The sequence below is a fragment of the Plantactinospora sp. B6F1 genome (genome assembly GCF_040120695.1).
Classification (GTDB): Bacteria; Actinomycetota; Actinomycetes; order Mycobacteriales; family Micromonosporaceae; genus Plantactinospora.
The window spans coordinates 175557-195569 of sequence record NZ_JBEEAC010000008.1 but is presented as its reverse complement, the minus strand read 5'-3'; the positions used below and the strand labels follow the sequence as shown (position 1 = coordinate 195569).

Below are 20013 nucleotides of genomic sequence, written 5' to 3'. Positions count from 1 at the left end.
CCTCCGACAGGTCGCCACCATCCAGGCGCTGTCCGGGGCGGGCCGCCCGCCCCGGACAGCGCCGCCGCGCTGCGCCGGGGCCCTTCCTGACAAGGCCCGGCACGCCTCGGCCGGCGGACCGGGGCTTTACCCGGCGAGGTCCGGGCGGCGGCGACGCTCGTACCAGTGCATCAGGGCGATTGCCGGCACCAGCGTTCCGATCGGCGTGAGCGTGAGCAGGAGCCACTGTCCCATCCCGAGCGGGAGCGGTGGGACGGACTGGTGTGCGGTGCCGACGTAGTCGGTGAAGCCGTGGCCGGCCACGAGGTAGAGAAAGACGACGGGCAGCGCGAACGCCACGGTTCGGCGGCGGACCGCTCCGGCCAGTCGGAAGAGCACGATCAGCAACAGGATCAGCGCGGTCAGGTACAGCGCCGCCACGGGTGGGTTGACGAACAGGTACGGACTGTTGAACACGGCCAGTCCCGCGGAGGTCCGGTAGCCCGTTCCTCCATTGGCGAGCGTGACGACTTCGACCTGGAGCGCTCGGATCACTCCGATGCCGCTGACCAGCAGACCGGCGAGCAACAGTAGACCGGTCTTCCACCGGCCCAGCAGGTTGCGCACCGGCTGGTGTCGTACCGCGAGGGTCAGCCCGGCCGAGGCGAGGAGGGCGAGGCTGAGCGGCCCTATGCCGTACACGAGGTCGGTGGGGAGCCGGTGGTAGTTGTCGGCCAGCCGTACGGTCTCGGCCAGGGTGGCCAGCCAGGCGATCGTGGCGGCGCCGGTCCGCCAGCCGGCGATCGCGGCGATCACCACGGGCAGCCAGGCGAGGTCGCGGAGCACCTGCGCCGGCGGCCGGTCGAACACGTCGTCCAGGAACAGCGCCCAGCCGGTGCCGTACGCGATGGTCTGTAGTCCGAGGCTGGCGAGCAGGACGGCGGCGATGATGCCGATCACCGCTCCCGAACTGCGCCACCGGTCGTCGATGACGGCGCCGCACATCGCCCGGAGTCGGATCCGGGCAGCCGCCGTCAGCAGGTCGGCCGCCTCCGTCAGGGTCGGTCGGCGCTGGCCGGGCCGGGACCGGTCCAGCAGGACCCCGAGCATCTCCTCGTGGTACTGCCGGCGGTGTCGTGCCGGAAACGCGGTGAGCAACAGCCGGTAGCGCCGTTCCAGAACGTCGCTCACGATGCGCCCCCGAGGCGGAGCCGTCGCAGACCCCGGTCGGCGGCGTCGGCGGTCTGGCGCAGCCGCTCGCTCTCGGCGGCTAGCTCCCGGGCACCCAGCCCGGTGAGCCGGTAGTAGCGCCGCAGCCGGGACTGGACCACCTCCTCACGGTCGAGTTCGATCAGACCCGCCGTACGCAGGCGGTCGAGCAGGGCGTAGAGCGAGCCGGTGCGGAGCCGTAGTCGTCCACCGGAGACCTGTTCCACCTCGTTGATCAGGCCGTAACCGTGTTGTGGCCCGCCGGCGAGGATGGTGAGGACCAGCAGCGCGGGTTCACTCAGCGGAATGGACGCCATCACGGCAGGATATATTCCGGATACCGATATATCAACGAGCCGGACTGTCGGCCCGGTCGACCGGTACCGCCAGCCGGCCGACCGGCAGGTAGAGGCGGTAGCCGGCAACCTCCACCGCGCCGGCCAGCACCGTCGGGCCGTCGGGTAGCCCACGAAGGTAACCGGCGAACGCGGCATCCTCCGGGTTGTCCACCGGAAAGGCATAGGCCGGTTCTGGCGCGGCCTCGATCCGGGCCCGTGCCCCCGGCGTCTTGTCGGCGCCGCGCCGCAGTTGTGCCGTGACGCTGCCGCAGCCGATCCGCCGCTCGGTGGCGAACATCAACCGCTGACACGTCCAGTAGTCCGTGTAGAGGTGGTCGATGCCACGCCGGTCGAGCTCGGCGACCAGGGCCCGCTCGGCGTCGGCCGCCCGTCGGTGTCCATCCACCGTGGGCAGCACGGCCAGGCCGGCCGCCCCGGCCATGGCCACCAGGATCCCGATCCCGGCACGGGCCGGCCAGGCAGACCGGGCCGACCCGGTCCGCCGGGCGAGCGACCAGAGTGGCCAGAGTACGGCGGGAAGCGAGATCACCAGGCAGCACAGGTATCGGACGCTCTCGGTCGGGGTCGCACCGGCCGGCGAGCTGGCCGCGTAGAGCCCCACCGTCAGCAGTCCCGGCGCGGCGAGCGCGAGTCGCCCTGCCTGACGCGGCCGACGGCCGGCCAGCAGCGTGGCGCCGATCAGCGACCCGACGATGGCCGGTCCGAGAAGCTGCGCCAGGGGCGAACAGGCATTCGGCCCGCAGAGCCCCATCCGCATCGGCACACCGACCATCACCCCACCGTGCAGTCGGGCCAGTGTGCTCGGCGATTCTCCTGAGGGCGCCTGCCCGAAGGCCATCCGCAGGTACGCGAGGGTCGAGTTGTCCGCCAGAGGGCTGGTCAGGTCGTGCAGCAGTTGCGGTGCCATCCCGACCAGGAAGCCCGCGCCGACCAGGAGACCGGCCCGGCCGAGCAGTTCGCGCCGGCTACCGGCCACCAGCAGCGCCACCGCGCCGAGCAGATACGGTGCGGCGAGCCAGTCCGTCCAGGCCACCAGCCCGGCGACCAGCCCCCAGCCGGCGAACCCGACGAGCCGGCGGCGGCCCGCGCCTCCCGCCCCGGTGTGTCGGAGGTCGTGGTGCTGCACCGGGGTGGCCAGGCGCAACGCTCCCCAGAGCAGGGCGACGCAGCCCGGCACGATCCAAGCGAAGCCGTTGGCGATCAGTTGGTCCTTGACGACCCGGTCCGATCCTCCGGCGAGCAGGCCGGTGACCAGAACGCCGAACCATGGTGTGTAGAGCTGCGCCGTGAGCCGGTATAGCAGCACCGCGAAGAGCACGAAGGCGACCGTGGTCGATAGCCGTAGCGCCGGTACCGACGGACCCGTGAGCCACACCGTCGGGGCGGCCAACCACGCCTCGATCGCACCCATGTAGTGCTGCCCGTAGAGGAAGGCGGGCGCCGCATCTCCGGCCGCGATGTCGGTCGCCATCAGGCCGATCAGCGCCTCGTCGCTGTTGGTACGCGGGACTTCCCGCACGGTGAGCCAGGTCCGCCAGGCCAACCCGGCGGTGATGAGAAGTCCGACGATGCTGGCTGGTCCCAGGCGTGTTCCCGATAGTCGCACGGAGCACAAGGTATATAATCGCAGCCGTTATATCCAGCTGACTCTTATATCCAACCGGTGACGCAACGCGTGCGGCACGTTCGGTACTCCGGTCGATGTACGTCGTACTCCAGCCGCGCAGTCGCAGCTGCCGGCCGAGGGCTGACGCGCTGCCGGAGCATCCCGCCTACCGTCGAACGCGTCGACCTCACGCAGTGTGAGGCAGGCTCGCCGGAGGAGGAGGCCAGGATGTCAACGACGGTCCCGCGAGTACCGGACCCGGTCGGGTCGGCGGTCGGGCAGGCACGAGAGGTGTCGGCGCGCGCGGAGGTCCCGGCCGGTGGTCCGGACGTCCGGCGCCGGAGCACCTGGAACAACCTGTCCCTGATCACCCTGACCCTGCTCGGGGTGCCGGTCGGCACCGCCGTCGCCGGGGCGCCGATCACCTACGACGGCACCCTGCCGTTGACCGCCTGGCTCGCCCTGTTCCTGCTGCTGCGCCGTCGCTGGCCGGTGCTGGTACTGCTGGTCAGCCTGGCCGCGATCACTGCGTTCCGGGGCGCCGGGCTGACCGAGGCCGGCTGGGTCTGGCCGGCCTCGGCGATCTTCTTCCTGCTGGCGGCCGACGACACGCCCCGACGGCACGGCCTGCTGTGGGCGGTCGGTGCCGGGCTGTTCCAACTGGCGTTCGCGGTCAACTGGCAGTGGACGGTCGAGGGCCAGGACGCGCAGCGGGCGATCGGCGAGGTCGGTGGGGAGGCGCTCGGCCTGGCCCTGACCATCGCGGTCGCGGTCGCGTTCCGAAACTGGCTGCGCTGGCGTGCCGAACTCGCCGCCGGGCTGGCCCACGCCGAGCAGGAGCGGCGGCTGAAGGCGGACCGCCGGGCTGCGGAGGAGCGGTTGCAGATCGCCCGCGAGCTGCACGACGTGGTGGCGCACACGCTGACCGTGGTGGGCGTGCAGTTGCGGGTGGCGGACGAGGCGCTGGACGACTCCACCGACGAGGCGCGGGCCGCGCTGCGTACCGCCCAGGAGGTCCGGGCCAGGGCGGTGGGAGACCTGCGGTCGTTGATCGACGTGCTGCGTGCCCCGGACGACCGGCCGGACGCGGAGAGCGTCCCGGCCCCGCAGGCCGACCTGGACGGCCTGGCCGAACTCACCGCCCGCACCCGGGCCAGCGGCCTGGAGGTGGCGCTCGACGTCACCGGCGACCCCGGCGCTGTCGCCGCGCCGGTCGCGCTGGCCTGCTACCGGGTGATCCAGGAGGCCCTGACCAACACGGTGCAGCACGCGGGCGCGCGGCGGGCGACGGTGCGGTTGGCGATCACTCCTGATGCGGTCCGGGTGGAGGTGGTCGACGACGGCGCCGGCCCCGGGCCGGTGGCGGTGCCGGGGCACGGTATCAACGGAATGCGGGAACGGGTGGCGGCCCTGGGCGGCACCTTCACCGCCGGAGCGGCCGACGGCGGCGGCTACGCGGTACGGGCCACGATCCCTGTGGCAGGCTTCCGGCCGTGACGATCCGCGTGCTGCTCGCCGACGACCAGGCCCTGGTGCGGGCCGGGTTCCGCAGCCTGCTGCGCCGGGGGCGGGAGATCGAGGTCGTGGGCGAGGCGGCCAGCGGTGACGAGGCGGTCCGGCAGGCCCGTGCGCTGCGCCCGGACGTGGTGCTGATGGACATCCGGATGCCGGGCCTGGACGGGCTCACCGCCACCGAACGGATCGTGACCGACCCGGCGATGTCCGGCTGCCGGGTCATCATCCTGACCACCTTCGAGACCGACGAGTACGTCTTCGCCGCCCTCCGGGCCGGCGCCAGCGGGTTCCTCACCAAGGAGATCGAGCCGGCCCAGCTCCGCCAGGCGGTCGGGATCGTCGCCGCCGGCGAGGCGCTGCTCTCGCCGAGCGTGACCCGTCGGGTGATCGAGCAGTTCGCGCACCGGCCGGTGGCGGCCACCGACACCGAGGCACGGCTGGCGGTGCTCACCGAGCGGGAACGCGAGGTGCTCCGGCTGGTCGCCACCGGGCTGTCCAACGAGCAGATCGCCGGGCGCCTCTTCATCAGCCCGCTGACCGCGAAGACGCACATCACCCGGGCGATCGGCAAGCTCGGCGTCCGGGACCGGGTGCAGTTGGTGATCGTGGCGTACGAGACCGGCCTGGTCCGCCCCGGCACGCCGGCCGACCCGGCGCCCTGATCCCCACTCCGGCACCGGCGGCTGGACTTCCTCTGCCGGCACCGGCGGCTGGACTTCCTCTGCCGGCACCGGCCGTCAAACCCGGACGAGCCCGGGTCGGGGCAACGATTAGGCTTGCAGGGTTCTGTCCGGATGCCGCCGGGGGGCCGGCTGCCGCCCGAGAGCTGGAGTCTAGATGAGCACGACCGTCCTGCCCTCGTACGACGACGTCGTCGAGCGCTACGCCCCGGTGATCGGCCTGGAGACCCACGTCGAGCTGGGCACGAAGACCAAGATGTTCTGCGGCTGCCCAACCGACTTCGGCGGCGAGCCGAACACCCGGGTCTGCCCGGTCTGCCTCGGGCTGCCCGGCTCGCTGCCGGTGGCCAACCGGGCCGCGATCGAGGCGACGATCCGGATCGGCCTCGCGCTGAACTGCTCGATCGCGCCGTGGAGCCGGTTCGCCCGGAAGAACTACTTCTACCCGGACATGCCGAAGAACTACCAGATCAGCCAGTACGACGAGCCGCTCTGCGTGGACGGCTGGCTCGACGTGGAGATCGTCGGCGAGGCTGGCCAGCCCGAGCTGTTCCGGATCGGCATCGAGAGGGTGCACCTGGAGGAGGACACCGGCAAGACCCTGCACGTCGGCGGCGCCACCGGGCGGATCCACGGCGCGACCGAGTCGCTGGTCGACTACAACCGGGCCGGCATCCCGCTGGTCGAGATCGTCACCAAGCCGATTCCGGGCACCGGCGCGAAGGCCCCGATCGTGGCCCGGGCGTACGTCACCGAGCTGCGGGACGTGATCCGCTCGCTCGACGTCTCGGACGTCCGGATGGAGGAGGGCTCGCTGCGCTGCGACGTGAACACGTCGCTGTCGCCGGCCGGGTCGGCCCAGTGGGGCACCCGGACCGAGACCAAGAACGTCAACTCGCTGCGTTCGGTCGAGCGGGCGGTCCGCTCGGAGATGTTGCGCCAGGCGGCCGTGCTCGACTCCGGCGGCCGGATCGTGCAGGAGACCCGGCACTTCCACGAGGACACCGGCGACACCACGTCGGGCCGGTCCAAGGAGACCGCCACCGACTACCGCTACTTCCCGGAGCCCGACCTGGTGCCGCTGGCCCCGGACCCGGCCTGGGTCGCCGAGCTGAAGGCGGCGCTGCCGGAGCTGCCCCGGGTGCACCGGCGGCGGTTGCAGCAGGAGTGGGGGCTCAACGACCACGACATGCAGTCGGTGCTGAACGCCGGTGCGGTCGAGCTGATCGAGCAGACGGTGGCCGCCGGCACCACCCCGGCCGGCGCCCGGAAGTGGTGGCTCGGCGAGCTGTCCCGGCGGGCCAACGAGGCCGGTGTCGAGCTGGCCGCCGTGGGCGCCACCCCGGTCCAGGTGGCGGAGCTGCAGAAGCTGGTCGACGCGGGCAAGCTCAACGACAAGCTGGCCCGCACCGTGCTGGAGGGTGTGGTGGCCGGCGAGGGCTCGCCGAGCGAGATCATGGCCGCGCGGGGGCTGGAGGTGGTCTCCGACACCGGGGCGCTGACCGTCGCCGTGGACGAGGCGATCGCCGCCAATCCGGACATCGCGGCCAAGGTGCGGGACGGCAAGGTGGCCGCGGCCGGTGCCCTGGTCGGGGCGGTCATGAAGAGCACCCGGGGAGCGGACGCCAAGACCGTCCGTTCGCTGATCCTGTCCCGGCTCGGCGTCGAGGGCTGAGACACATCCCGGCGCTGGCGGGGTCAGCCGGTGGGGGTCGGGTCCGGTGGTGGGGCGCCGGCCGGCGGGACCGGGGTGGGCGTTGTCGGGGTCGGGGTGGCCGGGGTTGGCGGCTCCGGCTCCTCGACCACGTGCCGTTCCAGGTTGACCTGGGCCTCGCCGGTGCCGCCGAGCAGGATGTCGTCGTACGCCTGGAGCGCCTGCTGCTGGTCGAAGTAGAGCACGGACATCGCCAGCGGAGTCGGCTCGTCACCCTCCAGTCCGCGCAGCCCCGCCCCGCCGGTGGAGCCCTGCACCTGGAGTTGGGTCGGCATCGCGCCCGGCACCCGGGGCAGTTCGCGTACCTCCCGGTGGTGGGTGTGCCCGGCGAGCACCAGCGGTACGACGCCGGAGAGCGCGCCGGCCGACGCCGGATCGTGCACCAGGGCGATGTCGACCGGCTTGCCGGAGACCCGGATCGTCGAGGCGAGCTTCTGCCCGGCCCCGGCCACCTGGTCGACGGTCTCCTGCAGACTGCCGGACCCGGCCGGCGAGGTCTCCTTGTCCGGGGTGAACCGGGGGTCCCCGATGCCCGCGATGGTCAACCCGGCGATGTCGACGATGGAGTTGTCCAGCACGACCGCGTTCGGCTGCCGTTCGACGGCGGCGGCGGTGGCCGGCGAGTCGTGGTTGCCACGGATGAAGACGTACGGGACCTTCAGCAGGCCGATGGAGCCGACGAACGACGCCTCCGGCTCGCTGCCCCAGTCGGTCATGTCTCCGGTGTCGATCACCACGTCGATCTTGAACTGTTCCACGACGGTCCGGACCACCTGCCAGGCGGTCGGATTCAGGTGCAGGTCGGAGACGTGCAGCACCCGTACGGTGCCCTGCTCCTGCTCGAAGACCGGCAGGGTGGAGACCGTGGTGTAGAGCTGGCTGACGTTGCCGACCATCCGCTGGAGCTGGTCGGCGTACCGACTGTAGTCGTTGGCGATCCGCCGGGCGTCGCCGACGATCGCCGGGGCGTTGACCAGCAACCCCTCGTACCGGGGCTCCTCGATCGAGTCGGGCCGGAAGGTCAGCGCGGCGATGCCCAGGCTGCCGCCGGTGATCACCAGCGCCAGTCCACCGGCCCAGGCCACCCGGCGGGTACGCCGGAAGACCAGCGCCGCCAGGATCATGCTGGCCAGTACGGAGACCGCGATGGTGCGTACGCCGACCCGGATCACCCCGTTGGTCACGTCACTGACCGCGGTCTGGCTGGCCCGGCTGATGCTGGCCGGGTCGTCGATCAGCGCCTCGGTGCGGCCCTGGTCGAGGGAGCCGAGCCGGACCGAGAGGTGCGCCGGACCGGCATGACTGCTGAGCTGAAGCGCGCCGAGCGGCGGAATGGTGACCGTGGTGCCGCCGTCGAGCGAGGGTGTGATCGCCATTTCCGCCCGGAACGGCCCGATGTCGGTCTGCATCCGCCCGGCGAGCAGGGCGCCGAGCACGATCCCGAGCACGGTGACGCCGATGATCGACAGTGCGGTTCCGGCCCGACGGCTCGGTTTCGAGGTCAGGACGGCGCGACCGCCCCGTACCGCGGCACGGGCGGCGGGGCCGACCCGGCGGGCGAAGGTCTCCGGGAGCAGCACACGCCGAGCCGCCGGGGGCGATGCGCCCCCGGCGGCTCGGGTGTCATTCCTCCGCCTGTCCATGCTCCATCATCACCTGCCCAAAGCGACATCTTCACAACCCGCCGCAGCTCCGGGGCCATTTCCACCCCGGGTAGGAGCCGGCCTCCCGGCCCCTGCCGGCCCGGCTCCCGCTCGCGCCGGGCAGGTCAGCTCTTTCCGGCCGCACCGCCGGAGAAGACCAGCCGGATGATCCGGTCGTCGTCCGGGGCGGGATTCCGCTTGCCGTCGTGGTTGGAGGTCGAGATCCACAATGAGCCGTCCGGCGCGGCTACCGCGGCCCGGAGCCGACCGTACTCGCCGACCAGCAGCGGGCGGGGCTGGCCCAGCACCGTGCCGTTCGCGGTGAGTTCCACCAGCCAGAGCCGCTCGCCCCGCAGGCAGGCCGCGACGAAGACCCGGTCGATCATCGCCGCGCCGGAGCAGGACGCCTCGGCGGTGGTCCAGGTGACCAGCGGATCGACGTACTTCTCGGCGTCCGCCCCGCCGCCGCGCCCCTCGACCTCGGGCCAGCCGTAGTTCTTGCCCGGCAGGATCAGGTTGATCTCGTCCCACTGGTTCTGGCCGAACTCGGTGGCGTACAGCCGCTTGTTGCCGTCCCAGGCGATGCCCTGCACGTTGCGGTGCCCGTAGGACCAGACCAGGGAGTTCGGGAACGGGTTGCCCGGCGCCGGCTTGCCGGCCGGTGTCATCCGGAGGATCTTGCCGCCGAGGCTCTTGAGGTCCTGGGAGAGCCCGCGCTCCGAGGCGTCCCCGGTGGTGGCGTAGAGGAAGCCGTCGGGGCCGAAGCCGAGCCGTCCGCCGTTGTGGATGCCCGAGAGCGGGATGCCGGTGACGATCGGTGTCGGCCGGGCGCCCAGGGTGAGCTTGGCGATCCGGTTGTCCTCGGACGTCGAGTAGTAGATGAAGACCGTCTTGTCCCGCTGGTAGTCGGGGGAGACGGCGATGCCGAGCAGCCCGCCCTCGCCGGCCGCGTCGACCTCGGCGACGGTCTGCACGGTGCTGACCTTGAGGCCCTTCGTGTCCGACTCCGGGCCGACCTTGAGAATCTTGGCGGTGTCCCGCTCGGTCACCAGCGCGCCGCCGTCGGGCAGGAACGCGATCCCCCACGGGACCCGCAGCCCGGTCGCCAGGACGGTGGCCGCCGCCTGCTGCCCGGCCCCGCCCTGCGTCGGCGAGACCGACGGGGTGGGGAACCTCGGCGGTTCGCCGGCCGGATCCGGTTCCGGCTCGCCGAAGGCACAGCCGCCGGTGGCCAGGACGGCCGCCGCGCAGAGCGCGACCGCCGCGCGTCGACGGCTGGGTCTGGGGTACGGACGAGCGCTCACCCGGACCAGGGTAGTCCGAACCCGCGCCGCACAGTCGGGCCGCTCGATCATTTCATCGATCTTCCGCCGGTATTCCATCGATCGTCCGCCGGGCGTGCCCGGTCGGGGCGGCGGAAGAACCCGCCGGGCCAGGGGTGAGCGTCCGGTTCCGCCCGCCGAGGGCTATCGTCGGCGTCCGTGAAGGTGTGGATCCCCCATCCCGAGGGCCTGGACCTGCTCGGCGAGATCCCCGACGGGGTCACCGTGGAGGTGGCGCCGGCGCCGGACGAGCTTCCCTCGGACCCGGCCGGAGTCCGGTTCTGGGTGCCGCCGTTCCTCGCCCAGGCCGCCGCGGTGCCGCTCGCGGCCAAGCTGCCCGACCTGCGGGTGGTGCAGCTGCTCTCGGCGGGGGCGGACATCTGGGCCGGCCGGCTGGCCGGGCACGTCACCCTCTGCGACGCACGCGGTGTGCATGATTCGTCCACTGCGGAGTGGGTCGTCGCGGCGATCCTGTCGTACCTGCGCTCGTTCCCGTTCTTCGCGCGCGCCCAGGCCCGGCACGAGTGGTCGAACGACCAGGTCACCCCCACCGACGAGCTGGCCGGCAAGCGGGTGCTCGTCGTCGGCGCGGGTTCGATCGGGGCGGCGACCCGGGCCCGGCTGGCGCCGTTCGAGGTCGACCTGACCATGGTCGCCCGGACCGCCCGCCCCGCCGAGCGGGTGTACGGCGTCGACGACCTGCCGGCGCTGCTGCCCGAGGCGGACGTGGTGGTGCTGCTGGTGCCGCTGACCGAGGCCACCCGGGGCATGGTCGATGCCGGCTTCCTCGCCGCCATGCCGGACGGTGCGCTGCTGGTCAACGCCGCCCGTGGACCGGTGGTCCAGACCGACGCCCTGGTCGCCGAGCTGACGACCGGCCGGCTCGCGGCGGCACTGGACGTCACCGAGCCCGAGCCGCTGCCGGCCGGACATCCACTCTGGGACCTGCCCAACGTGCTGCTCACTCCGCACGTCGGTGGAGCGGTCCGCGGGCTGCTGCCGCGCGCCTACCGGCTGGCCGGCGCGCAGCTGCGCCGGTTCGTGGCCGGAACTCCGCTGCTCAACGTGGTGGTCGACGGGTACTGACCCGGGAGGCTCGACGGGTACGACCCGGGCGGGTCGACGGGTACTGACCCGGGTGCTCAGTCACCGGCCGGGTCGGGTCGCTCCGGGGTGGGGCGGGACTCGGGGGCGGGGCGGGACCTGCCGAGCGGCTGACCGCTGGCGGCGACCAGGCCGGGCAGGTCGGCGGCCCGGACCGCCGGCAGTGCCGCCGTACGGCCGTCCCGGAGTCGTGCCACCGCCTGGCCACGCGGGTCGGACGCCAGCTCCACGATCTCCGACCAGGCGATCCGGCGCTCGCCCAGTAGGGCCCGGATCCGTACCCCGGCCCGGTCGGCGTCGGTGCCGGCCCGCCAGGCCCACACGCCGACCGCCAGCGGAACCAGCAGCAGCGGCAGGAGATACCAGCGGGCGGTGGCCAACGGAAGGGTACCGAGAAACGCGATGAGGGCGGCCACCCAGATCGCCTGGCTGTGCCGGAAGCGGAGCGTGCCGGTCTTTCCCACCTGGTGATTTTCGCACCCCGACCCGGCCGGCCGGCCGTGGGCCTCGGCCGGCCGGACCGGGTGGGTGCGGTCGGGTCGCCCGAATCGCTCCCCGAATCGCTCCCCGGGCCGGCCGGGGTGGAGCGGACTTGACCGACTGGGGGAAGATTCTTCGAGTACACCGGAGTGAACTTCGAGCAAGCGGAGTGAACCTTTTCAACCCGGCGGCGCGGCACATGCGCCCCGGCATCCGCCTACGGCCACGAGCGCGCACCGGCGGGGGTTTGGAAAGATTCAACACGTAACCGCGCCCCCTGTCGATCGTTGGGGGTTGATAGGACTGGTTTCGGCCCTTCGGCCGGACCGACCTGACCTGCACCACGTCCGTGCCCCCTCTGCGAAGGCTTCCCGCCATGTTCGTGGCGCACATCGCGGACGGCCGAGCCCGCCGGCTGGTCGTCCGGACCACCGAAACCGGTGCCCCGCTACTCGCCGCAGGCGTCCTGCTCGCCGCCCACGCCGGCGCGCTGCCGCCGTACGCCACGATCGCGGCTGCGGTCGGCGCGGCCGCCGCCGTGGCCGCCGCCCGGCTGGTCCGGCTGGCCATCCGACTGCACCGGAACGAGACCGGCTTCGGCCCGTGTCGGGGCGCCGGCTTCCTCGGCCTCGGCCTGGTCGCCAGCGCGCTCTCCGCGCTCGTCCTCCTCCTGGCGCCGGCCGGGGCCCGCTCGATGGTGGCGCTCGGCGGCCTGGCGCTGGCGTTCGTCCTCTACCTGTTCGGCATGGTGATGCTGCCCGGCGCCGCCAGCACGGTGCCGGTACGGCTGCGCCGTGCATTCGACGGGCTGAGTCTCGGCATCAGTCTCGCCTTCTCGGCCTGGGTGATCCCGCCGGACAGCCTGCCGCCGCTCGCCATGGTCGCCGCGTTCTTCGCGGTCGTCGGCCTGCCGGTGGTCACCATCACCACCCTGCGGGCGTACGAGTTCCGCCGCTCCGCCGCGCTCTGCGGCACCGGCGCCGGACTGGCGATCTTCGGGCACTCGCTGATCGCGGCGCTGATCGCCTACGGCGCACCGGCGCGGGCGCTGCCGCTGGTCGCCATCTCGCTGGTCGCCGGCCCGGCGTTGATCGCCGCCGGTGCTCGTCGGGCCCATCCGCCGGCGCAGCCGCCGACCGTGCCGACCGAGCCGCAGACCACCCTGACCGCCTACCCGCTGCTGACCATTCCGGCGATCCTGGCGACGCTCTCCGCGCTCTGGCACCTGGCCACCGCCGGACACTTCGACACCACCTCGATCCTGCTGGGTCTGGCCGTGATCCCGACCCTGGTGGTCCGGGAGGTGTTGGTGATGCTGGACATCCGCCGGTACGCCAGGCGGCTGGTGGAGCAGGAGGCGCACTTCCGGTCGCTGGTCTCCGGCGCCAACGACCTGACCATGATCGTCGGCGAGGATCTGCTCATCCGCTGGCAGTCGCCGACCGCGGCCCGGCTTTTCGGGCTCTCCGACGCGGATGTGCGGGGCCGGGCGTTCCCCAACCTGATGCATCCGGACGACGCCGCCGACGTCACCCGGGTGCTCACCGACGTGCTCACCGGGCGGGACGTGCCGACCGGGCGCCCGCAACTGGTCACCGCCCGGCTGCTGGACGGACACGGTGCCTGGCGGGACACCGAGTCCACCATCAGCGACCAGCGGGCCGTGCCCGAGGTGGCCGCGCTGGTGGTGCACGTCCGGGACGTCAGCGAACGCCGGCGGCTGGAGCGCAGGCTCAACGAGCTGGCCTTCACCGACGAGCTGACCGGGCTGGCGAACCGCCGCGAACTGATGCGGACGATCGTCACCCAGCGGGCGATGCCGGGGCACACCGGCGCGCTGCTGGTGATCGACCTGCACGGCACGTCCGGGATCAACGACGTGCACGGGCGGCAGATGGGCGACGCCGTACTCGCCGAGGCGGGCCGGCGGCTCAGGACCGGGGTCGGGGCCGCCGACCTGGTGGCCCGGCTGGGCGGGGACGAGTTCGCGGTGGTGACCGTGGACCGGCCGGTGCTGGCGTACGCGATGGCGACCCGGCTGCTGACCGGGCTCACCGAGCCGTACCAGATGCCCGGCGCGGTACTGCAGCTCGGCGCCAGCATCGGGCTGGCCGACCTCTCCGGTGGGGACGGTGTCGACGACGTACTCCGTCGGGCCGATCTGGCCCGGCTGCGGGCCCGGCAGCTCGGCCGCAACCGCGTCGAGTGGTACGACGACGAGTTGGAGGAGCAGTTCACCCGGCGGCTCGACCTGGAGCGCGAGCTGCCGGGTGCGCTGCGGCGGGGCGAGTTGGACCTGGTCTACCAGCCGGTGCTCGACCTCGACGACCGGGAGCCGGTGGGGACCGAGGCGCTGCTGCGCTGGCGGAGCCCCGCGCTCGGTACGGTGCTGCCGGCCGAACTGCTGCCGGTGGCCGAGGACCTGATGCTGGTCGAGGAGTTGGGCCGCTGGGTGCTGGACAACGCCTGCCGGCAGTTGGCCGCCTGGTCGGACCGGCCCCGGCGGCTCTGGATGTCGGTCAACATCTCGGCCGGTGAACTGGTCGCACCCGACTTCGTCCACTGGGTGGGCACCTCGCTGGCCGAGCACCGGATCGAGCCGGACCGGCTGGTGCTGGAGCTGGCGGAGCCGCGGGGCGGGGTCGACGTGCCGGCGGTGGTGACCCAGCTCGCCGGATTGCGGGCGCTGGGCGTACGGACCGCGTTGGACGACTTCGGCAGCGGGCAGGCGTCACTGGCCCAACTCCGCCGGCTGCCGGTCGATTTCCTCAAGGTCGATCGGACGCTGGTGACCGAGGGCGGCAACCGGGAGGGCGAGAGCAAGCCCTTCATCGACGTACTGGTCAGCCTCGGTCGACGCTTCGGCTTGGAGATCATCGCCGAGGGCCTGGAGTCGCCGGGGCAGGTGGAGCAGGCCCGCAAGGCGGGCTGCAGGCTCGGCCAGGGGTATGCCCTGTCCCGACCCGCTCCGGCCGAGCGGGTCGAAGCGTACCTGGAGGAGTTTCCCAGCCCGTCCCGCTGACGGCCGGTCAGCCGGCCGCGTAGCCCGGCATAGGATACGTCGCCAGCAGCTCCCGCACCTCACCGGCGATCCGGTCGAGGGTCGCCTCGTCGTCCTTGAGCGAGGCCGTGACCGCTTCGTCCATCCAGGCCGCGACCTGCGGCATCTGCTCCTCGGTCAGGCCCCGGGTGGTCAGCGCCGGGGTGCCGAGCCGGATGCCGGAGGGGTCGAACGGCTTGCGCGGGTCGTACGGCACCGTGTTGTAGTTGAGTTCGATGCCGGCCCGGTCCAGCGCCTGCGCGGCCGGCTTGCCGGCGATGCCCTTGCTGCTCAGGTCGGCCAGGATCAGGTGGTTGTCGGTGCCGCCGGAGGAGAGCGTGAAGCCCCGTTCGGTCAGCGCCGCGGCGAGCGCCTTGGCGTTGGCGACGACCTGGTGGGCGTACCGGCGGAACTCCTCGGTGCCGGCCTCCCGGAGCGCGACCGCGATGCCGGCGGTGGTGTGGTTGTGCGGACCGCCCTGCAGACCGGGGAAGACCGCCTTGTCGATCGCGGTGGCGTGCGCGGCGGTCGTCATGATCATGGCGCCGCGCGGGCCGCGCAGGGTCTTGTGCGTGGTGGTGGTGATCACGTCGGCGTGCCCGACCGGCGACGGGTGCGCCCCACCGGCGACCAGGCCGGCGATGTGCGCGATGTCGGCCACCAGCACGGCGCCGACCTCGCGGGCGATCTCGGCGAAGCCGGCGAAGTCGATGGTGCGCGGCACGGCGGTGCCGCCGCAGAAGATCAGCTTGGGGCGTTCCCGGCGGGCCAGGTCACGTACCTCGTCGAGATCGATCCGGCCCGTTTCCGCCGAGACGCCGTAGCGGACCGGGTTGAACCACTTTCCGGTGGCCGAGACCGACCAGCCGTGCGTGAGGTGGCCGCCCATCGGCAGCGCCATCCCGAGCACGGTGTCACCGGGGGAGAGGAACGCCAGGTAGACGGCGAGGTTCGCCGGGGAGCCGGAGTACGGCTGGACGTTGGCGTGGTCGACTCCGAAGAGTTCCCGGGCCCGGGTCACCGCGAGCGTCTCGATCGGGTCGATGAACTGCTGGCCCTCGTAGTAGCGGCGGCCGGGATAGCCCTCCGAGTATTTGTTGGTCAGCACCGTGCTGCTGGCCTCGAGGACGGCGGTCGAGACGTAGTTCTCGGAGGCGATCATCCGCAGCTTGTCGTGCTGCCGGGTGGCCTCGGACTCGATCAGCGTCGCCAGCTCCGGGTCGCTGGCGGTCAGGCTGGGAATCGGTGGTACGTGCACGATCTCGTCCTCCTGGCTGGGCTCCGCCTCGCCGCCGATGGTATCGGCTGCCGGTCGGACGGCCGCAGCCGACGCCCCGCGCCGGGCGGCGCCGTGCTGCCGGCGGTCGCGGTCAGGGTTGCCGGCGGTCGCGGTCAGGGTTGCCGGGGCGGTGCCGTGCTGCCGCGCGGGATCAGGTGGGCGGTCTCGTCCTGGAAGTCGCCGAGCGGCTGGCCGGCGATGGCGGCGAGGAGCCGACCGGCGGCGTGTGCGCCGTACGCCGGGATGTCCCGGTGCAGCGCGGTCAGCGACGGGTGGACGAGCTGGCAGAGCGGGGAGTCGTCCCAGGCGACGATGGAGACGTCGGTCGGGACGGCCAGCCCCATCTCCTGGGCCACCGAGAGCCCGGCGATCGCCATCACGTCGTTGTCGTACACGATCGCGGTCGGTCGGTCGGCGGAGCTGAGCAGGCGCCGGGTAGCCCGGGCGCCCTCCTCGCCGCTGTAGTCGGAGGAGACGGTGACGGTCCGGTCGAGGCCGAGCCGACGGCAGACGGTACCGAACGCCTCGGTGCGGATCTCGGTGTGCAGCAGCCCGGGCAGTCCGCCGACCCGGGCGATCTGGCGGTGGCCGAGCGCGACCAGGTATTCGAGCACCTCGGTCAGGGCCACCGCCTCGTCCGACCAGACGTGGTCGAGCCCGCCGCTGTGCCCCGGCCCGCCGATCACCACCGCCGGCAGGCGCAGTTCCTCCAGCACCGGCACCCGGCGGTCGTCCACCCGCAGGTCGCAGACGAGCACGCCGTCCACCCGCCGCTCGCCCCACCAGCGCCGGTAGACCGCGATTTCTGCCTCCGGGCTCGCCACCACCTGGAGGGTAAGCGCGTACGACCGGGCGGAGAGTTCCGCCTCGACGCCGCTGATCAGCTCCATGAAGAACGGTTCGATGCCGAGGATCCGGGCGGGTCGGCACAGCGCCAGCCCGACCGCGTTGGCGGTGGCTCCGGAGAGCGCCCGGGCGGCGCTGTTCGGGTTGAAGCCGATCTCCCGGGCGATGGCGAGAATGCGTTGCCGGGTGGCGTCCGAGACACCGGGTTGGCCGTTCAGCGCGTAGGAGACGGCGCCCTTGGAGACCCCGGCCCGGCGGGCCACATCCGCGATTGTCGGCCGCTTCACCCGGCGCTCCTTCGTCTGCGACGACCCGACCCGGGGTCGGCAGTTGCGTCTGCACGACCCGAACCCGGGTCGGCAGTTTCATCCGCGCCGACCCTAACCCGGGTCGGCGCGGAACTTTCCCGGTTAAGCATAGCGATGCGGTTATCGTGCCGACAGGGCCAGCCGGCCGGTTCGGGCCACGGAGAGCCTCCGGAAGTTTCGAGATAGAGGAAGGCTGGTTCGGGCGTGATCTGGACCACTCGGCCATCGACTACAGGCCGTCCGTGGTCGGATCGCGGACCGTTGACAGGGTGAAGGGGCGCCCGTACGGTGACTTTACTTATCCGGTTCAGTCGACATTCGTCGATGCCTTGAGCGTACTTCCCCGAGGTGCCCGTGACGTCCTGGCAGAGCCTGCACGACGGTTGGTCGCTGACCGCGACCGGCAACCCGGAGCTGCCGGAGCCGGTCGCCTCCACCCCGGTTCCGGCCACCGTGCCCGGCTGCGTGCACACCGACCTGCTCGCCGCCGGACTGATCCCGGATCCCTATCTGGACGAGCACGAGCGCACGCTGGGCTGGATCGGCCGCACCGACTGGTGCTACCAGACCACCTTCCGGTGGGACGGCGGCGAGGACGACGACCGGGTGGACCTGGTCTGCGCCGGCCTCGACACGGTAGCGACGGTGACCCTGAACGACGTGGAACTGGGCCGCACCGCCAACATGCACCGGAGCTACTCCTTCGACGTCCGGTCGGCGCTGCGGGTCGGCGACAACGTGCTGCGGGTGCGGTTCGACTCGGCGTACCGGTATGCCGAGGCGGAGCGACGACGGCTCGGCGCCCGACCGAACGCGTACCCGACGCCGTTCAACTTCATCCGCAAGATGGCCTGCAACTTCGGCTGGGACTGGGGGCCGGAGCTGGTCACCGCCGGGATCTGGCAGGAGATCGGGCTGCGCACCTGGCGGACCGCGCGGTTGGCCGAGGTACGCCCCCGGGTCACCGTCGCCGGCACCGACGGCCGGGTCGAGCTACGCGTCGAGGTCGACCGCGCCGACGCCGCCGAGGCCGCCAACCTCGCTGCCGCCAACGCCGCCAACGCCGCCAACGCCGCCAACGCCGCCGAGACCGTCGACGTCGTCGACGGCGGCGAGGCCAACGCACCGCTCACCGTCCGGGCCACCGTGGCCGGCGAGGTCGTCGAGGCGGTGCTCGAGCCCGGGCAGCGCGGCGTCGACCTGACCGTCACCGTCGCCGACCCGGAGCTGTGGTGGCCCCGGGGGTACGGCGACCAGCCGCGTTACCCGCTCGCCGTCACCCTGCACACGGGCGACCGCGAACTGGACGGCTGGCAGCGGAGGATCGGCTTCCGCTCGGTACGCCTCGACACCGCCGCCGACGAGCACGGCTCGGCGTTCACCGTCGTCGTCAACGACCTGCCGGTCTTCGCCCGCGGCGTCAACTGGATCCCGGACGACTGCTTCCCGCACCGGGTGACCCGGCAGCGCTACGCGCGACGGCTCCGGCAGGCGTGCGACGGAGGCGTCAACTTCCTGCGGGTCTGGGGCGGCGGCCGGTACGAGTCCGAGGACTTCTACGATCTCGCCGACGAACTGGGCCTGCTGGTCGGTCAGGACTTCCTCTTCGCCTGCGCCGCCTACCCGGAGGAGGAGCCGTTCCGCACCGAGGTCCGGGCCGAGGCGGCCGAGCAGGTCGTCCGGCTGGCCAGCCATCCGAGCCTGGTGCTCTGGTTCGGCAACAACGAGAACATCTGGGGCTGGCACGACTGGGGCTGGCAGGCGGAGCTGGCCGACCGGAGCTGGGGCGCCGGCTACTACTTCGCGCTGCTCCCCAACCTGCTCGCCGAGCTGGACCCGACCCGGCCGTACTGGCCGGGCAGTCCGTGGTCGGGGCGGCCGGAGATCCACCCGAACGACCCGGCGCACGGCAGCATGCACATCTGGACGGTCTGGAACCAGCTCGACTACGCGCACTACCGGGACTACCTGCCCCGGTTCGTCGCCGAGTTCGGCTGGCAGGGCCCGGCCAGCTTCGCCACCCTGCGCCGGGCGATCTCCGATCCGCGCGGGCTGGCCGAGGACTCGCTCGCGATGGCGCACCGGCAGAAGGCCGGGGACGGCCGGCGCAAGCTGGCCCGAGGGCTGGTCGCCCACCTGCCGGCGCCGCGCGACTTCGACGACTGGCACTACCTGACCCAGCTCAACCAGGCCCGGGCGATCAGCGTCGGGGTGGAGCACCTGCGGTCGTACCGGCCGGTCTGCATGGGCAGCGTGGTGTGGCAGCTCAACGACTGCTGGCCGGTCACCTCCTGGGCCGCCGTCGACGGCGACGGCCGCCGCAAACCCCTCTGGTACGCGCTACGCCGCGCCTACGCCGACCGGCTGCTCACCGTCCAGCCGAGACAGGGCGGGCTGGCCCTGGTCGCGGTCAACGACGGCGGTGCCCCGTGGACCGGTCGGGTGGACGTGACCCGGCTGACCCTGGCCGGCGAGCCGCGAGCCAAGGCGTCGGTCGAGCTGGCGGTGCCGCCGTACTCGGAACACACCTGGCCGCTGCCGGCGGACCTCGCCACCCCGGACGACCGACGCGCCGAGCTGCTGGTCGCCAATCCCGACGGCGGGGACGACGAGCGGGCCTTCTGGTTCTTCGCCGAGGACCGTGAGCTGGCCTACCCACCGGCCGGTTACGACGCGACGGTCGAGCCGTCGCCGGACGGCGTGCGGGTCCGGGTGACCGCCCGGACGATCCTGCGCGACCTGGTGCTCGCCCCGGACCGGCTCGACCCGTCCGCAGAGGTCGACGAGGCGCTGGTCACGCTCCTGCCGGGGGAGTCGACCACCTTCACCGTCCGGTCCACGGCAGCACTGGACCCGGCGGCGCTCACCACCCCTCCGGTGCTCCGCTGCGTCAACGACATGCTTCGGGTGTAAGGGCCCCTTCTTATCG

At 72.6% G+C, this 20013-nt stretch carries 14 protein-coding genes; 6 read left to right on the top strand and 8 right to left on the bottom strand.

Annotated elements, in window-relative coordinates:
* Positions 1-126: 126 nt before the first annotated feature.
* The 3 genes from ABNF97_RS14045 to ABNF97_RS14035 are packed head-to-tail and all read right to left on the bottom strand — an operon-like array spanning position 127 to position 3153.
* Positions 127-1170: a hypothetical protein gene (locus ABNF97_RS14045; protein ID WP_349338783.1), complete on the bottom strand. Its 1044-nt coding sequence runs from the start codon at positions 1168-1170 to the stop codon at positions 127-129.
* On the bottom strand, positions 1167-1505 hold the full coding sequence (locus ABNF97_RS14040; protein WP_349338782.1) for a PadR family transcriptional regulator: 339 nt from the start codon (positions 1503-1505) through the stop codon (positions 1167-1169). Before ABNF97_RS14040 ends, ABNF97_RS14045 begins: the two co-directional genes overlap by 4 nt.
* Positions 1506-1536: 31 nt before the next feature.
* A complete protein-coding gene (locus ABNF97_RS14035; protein WP_349338781.1) occupies positions 1537-3153 on the bottom strand; it encodes a glycosyltransferase family protein in 1617 nt (538 codons plus the stop codon).
* Positions 3154-3381: 228 nt separating this feature from the next.
* On the opposite strand from ABNF97_RS14035, the gene ABNF97_RS14030 reads away from it, so the two are divergent.
* From ABNF97_RS14030 to gatB, 3 genes are all read left to right on the top strand, one after another.
* Complete coding sequence (locus ABNF97_RS14030) at positions 3382-4650, top strand: sensor histidine kinase (RefSeq protein WP_349338780.1); 1269 nt, start codon at positions 3382-3384, stop codon at positions 4648-4650.
* On the top strand, positions 4647-5330 hold the full coding sequence (locus tag ABNF97_RS14025) for a response regulator (RefSeq protein ID WP_349338779.1): 684 nt from the start codon (positions 4647-4649) through the stop codon (positions 5328-5330). The genes ABNF97_RS14030 and ABNF97_RS14025 overlap by 4 nt, the downstream gene beginning before the upstream one ends.
* A 175-nt stretch (positions 5331-5505) precedes the next feature.
* Positions 5506-7023: an Asp-tRNA(Asn)/Glu-tRNA(Gln) amidotransferase subunit GatB gene (gene gatB / locus ABNF97_RS14020; protein WP_349338778.1), complete on the top strand. Its 1518-nt coding sequence runs from the start codon at positions 5506-5508 to the stop codon at positions 7021-7023.
* A 23-nt stretch (positions 7024-7046) separates the two neighbouring features.
* On the opposite strand, the gene ABNF97_RS14015 is transcribed toward gatB, so the two are convergent.
* Positions 7047-8705: a metallophosphoesterase gene (locus ABNF97_RS14015; protein ID WP_349338777.1), complete on the bottom strand. Its 1659-nt coding sequence runs from the start codon at positions 8703-8705 to the stop codon at positions 7047-7049.
* 125 nt (positions 8706-8830) lie between these two features.
* Positions 8831-10009, bottom strand: a complete 1179-nt coding sequence (locus ABNF97_RS14010; protein WP_349338776.1) for a PQQ-dependent sugar dehydrogenase — start codon at positions 10007-10009, stop codon at positions 8831-8833.
* A gap of 177 nt (positions 10010-10186) precedes the next feature.
* Between ABNF97_RS14010 and ABNF97_RS14005 the strand changes: the two genes are divergently transcribed.
* Entirely contained in the window at positions 10187-11113 is a 927-nt protein-coding gene (locus tag ABNF97_RS14005) for a 2-hydroxyacid dehydrogenase (RefSeq protein ID WP_349338775.1), read from the top strand.
* 56 nt (positions 11114-11169) lie between these two features.
* Here the strand turns inward: ABNF97_RS14005 and ABNF97_RS14000 are convergent, their stop codons facing one another.
* Positions 11170-11595, bottom strand: a complete 426-nt coding sequence (locus ABNF97_RS14000) for a PH domain-containing protein (protein WP_349338774.1) — start codon at positions 11593-11595, stop codon at positions 11170-11172.
* A 392-nt stretch (positions 11596-11987) separates the two neighbouring features.
* Here ABNF97_RS14000 and ABNF97_RS13995 point away from each other — a divergent pair, with 392 nt between their 5' ends.
* Positions 11988-14633 (top strand): putative bifunctional diguanylate cyclase/phosphodiesterase, encoded by a 2646-nt coding sequence (locus ABNF97_RS13995; RefSeq protein ID WP_349338773.1) that lies wholly within the window; start codon positions 11988-11990, stop codon positions 14631-14633.
* Between the two features lie 7 nt (positions 14634-14640).
* On the opposite strand, the gene glyA is transcribed toward ABNF97_RS13995, so the two are convergent.
* Positions 14641-15909 (bottom strand): serine hydroxymethyltransferase, encoded by a 1269-nt coding sequence (gene glyA / locus ABNF97_RS13990; protein ID WP_349338772.1) that lies wholly within the window; start codon positions 15907-15909, stop codon positions 14641-14643.
* Positions 15910-16043: 134 nt separating this feature from the next.
* Positions 16044-17063 carry a substrate-binding domain-containing protein gene (locus tag ABNF97_RS13985; RefSeq protein WP_130464440.1) on the bottom strand — a complete coding sequence of 340 codons (1020 nt, stop codon included), beginning with the start codon at positions 17061-17063 and terminating at the stop codon, positions 16044-16046.
* 375 nt (positions 17064-17438) lie between these two features.
* Here ABNF97_RS13985 and ABNF97_RS13980 point away from each other — a divergent pair, with 375 nt between their 5' ends.
* The gene (locus tag ABNF97_RS13980; protein WP_349338771.1) at positions 17439-19997 is read left to right on the top strand and encodes a glycoside hydrolase family 2 protein; all 2559 of its coding nucleotides are present in this window, start codon (positions 17439-17441) and stop codon (positions 19995-19997) included.
* Positions 19998-20013: the final 16 nt, after the last annotated feature.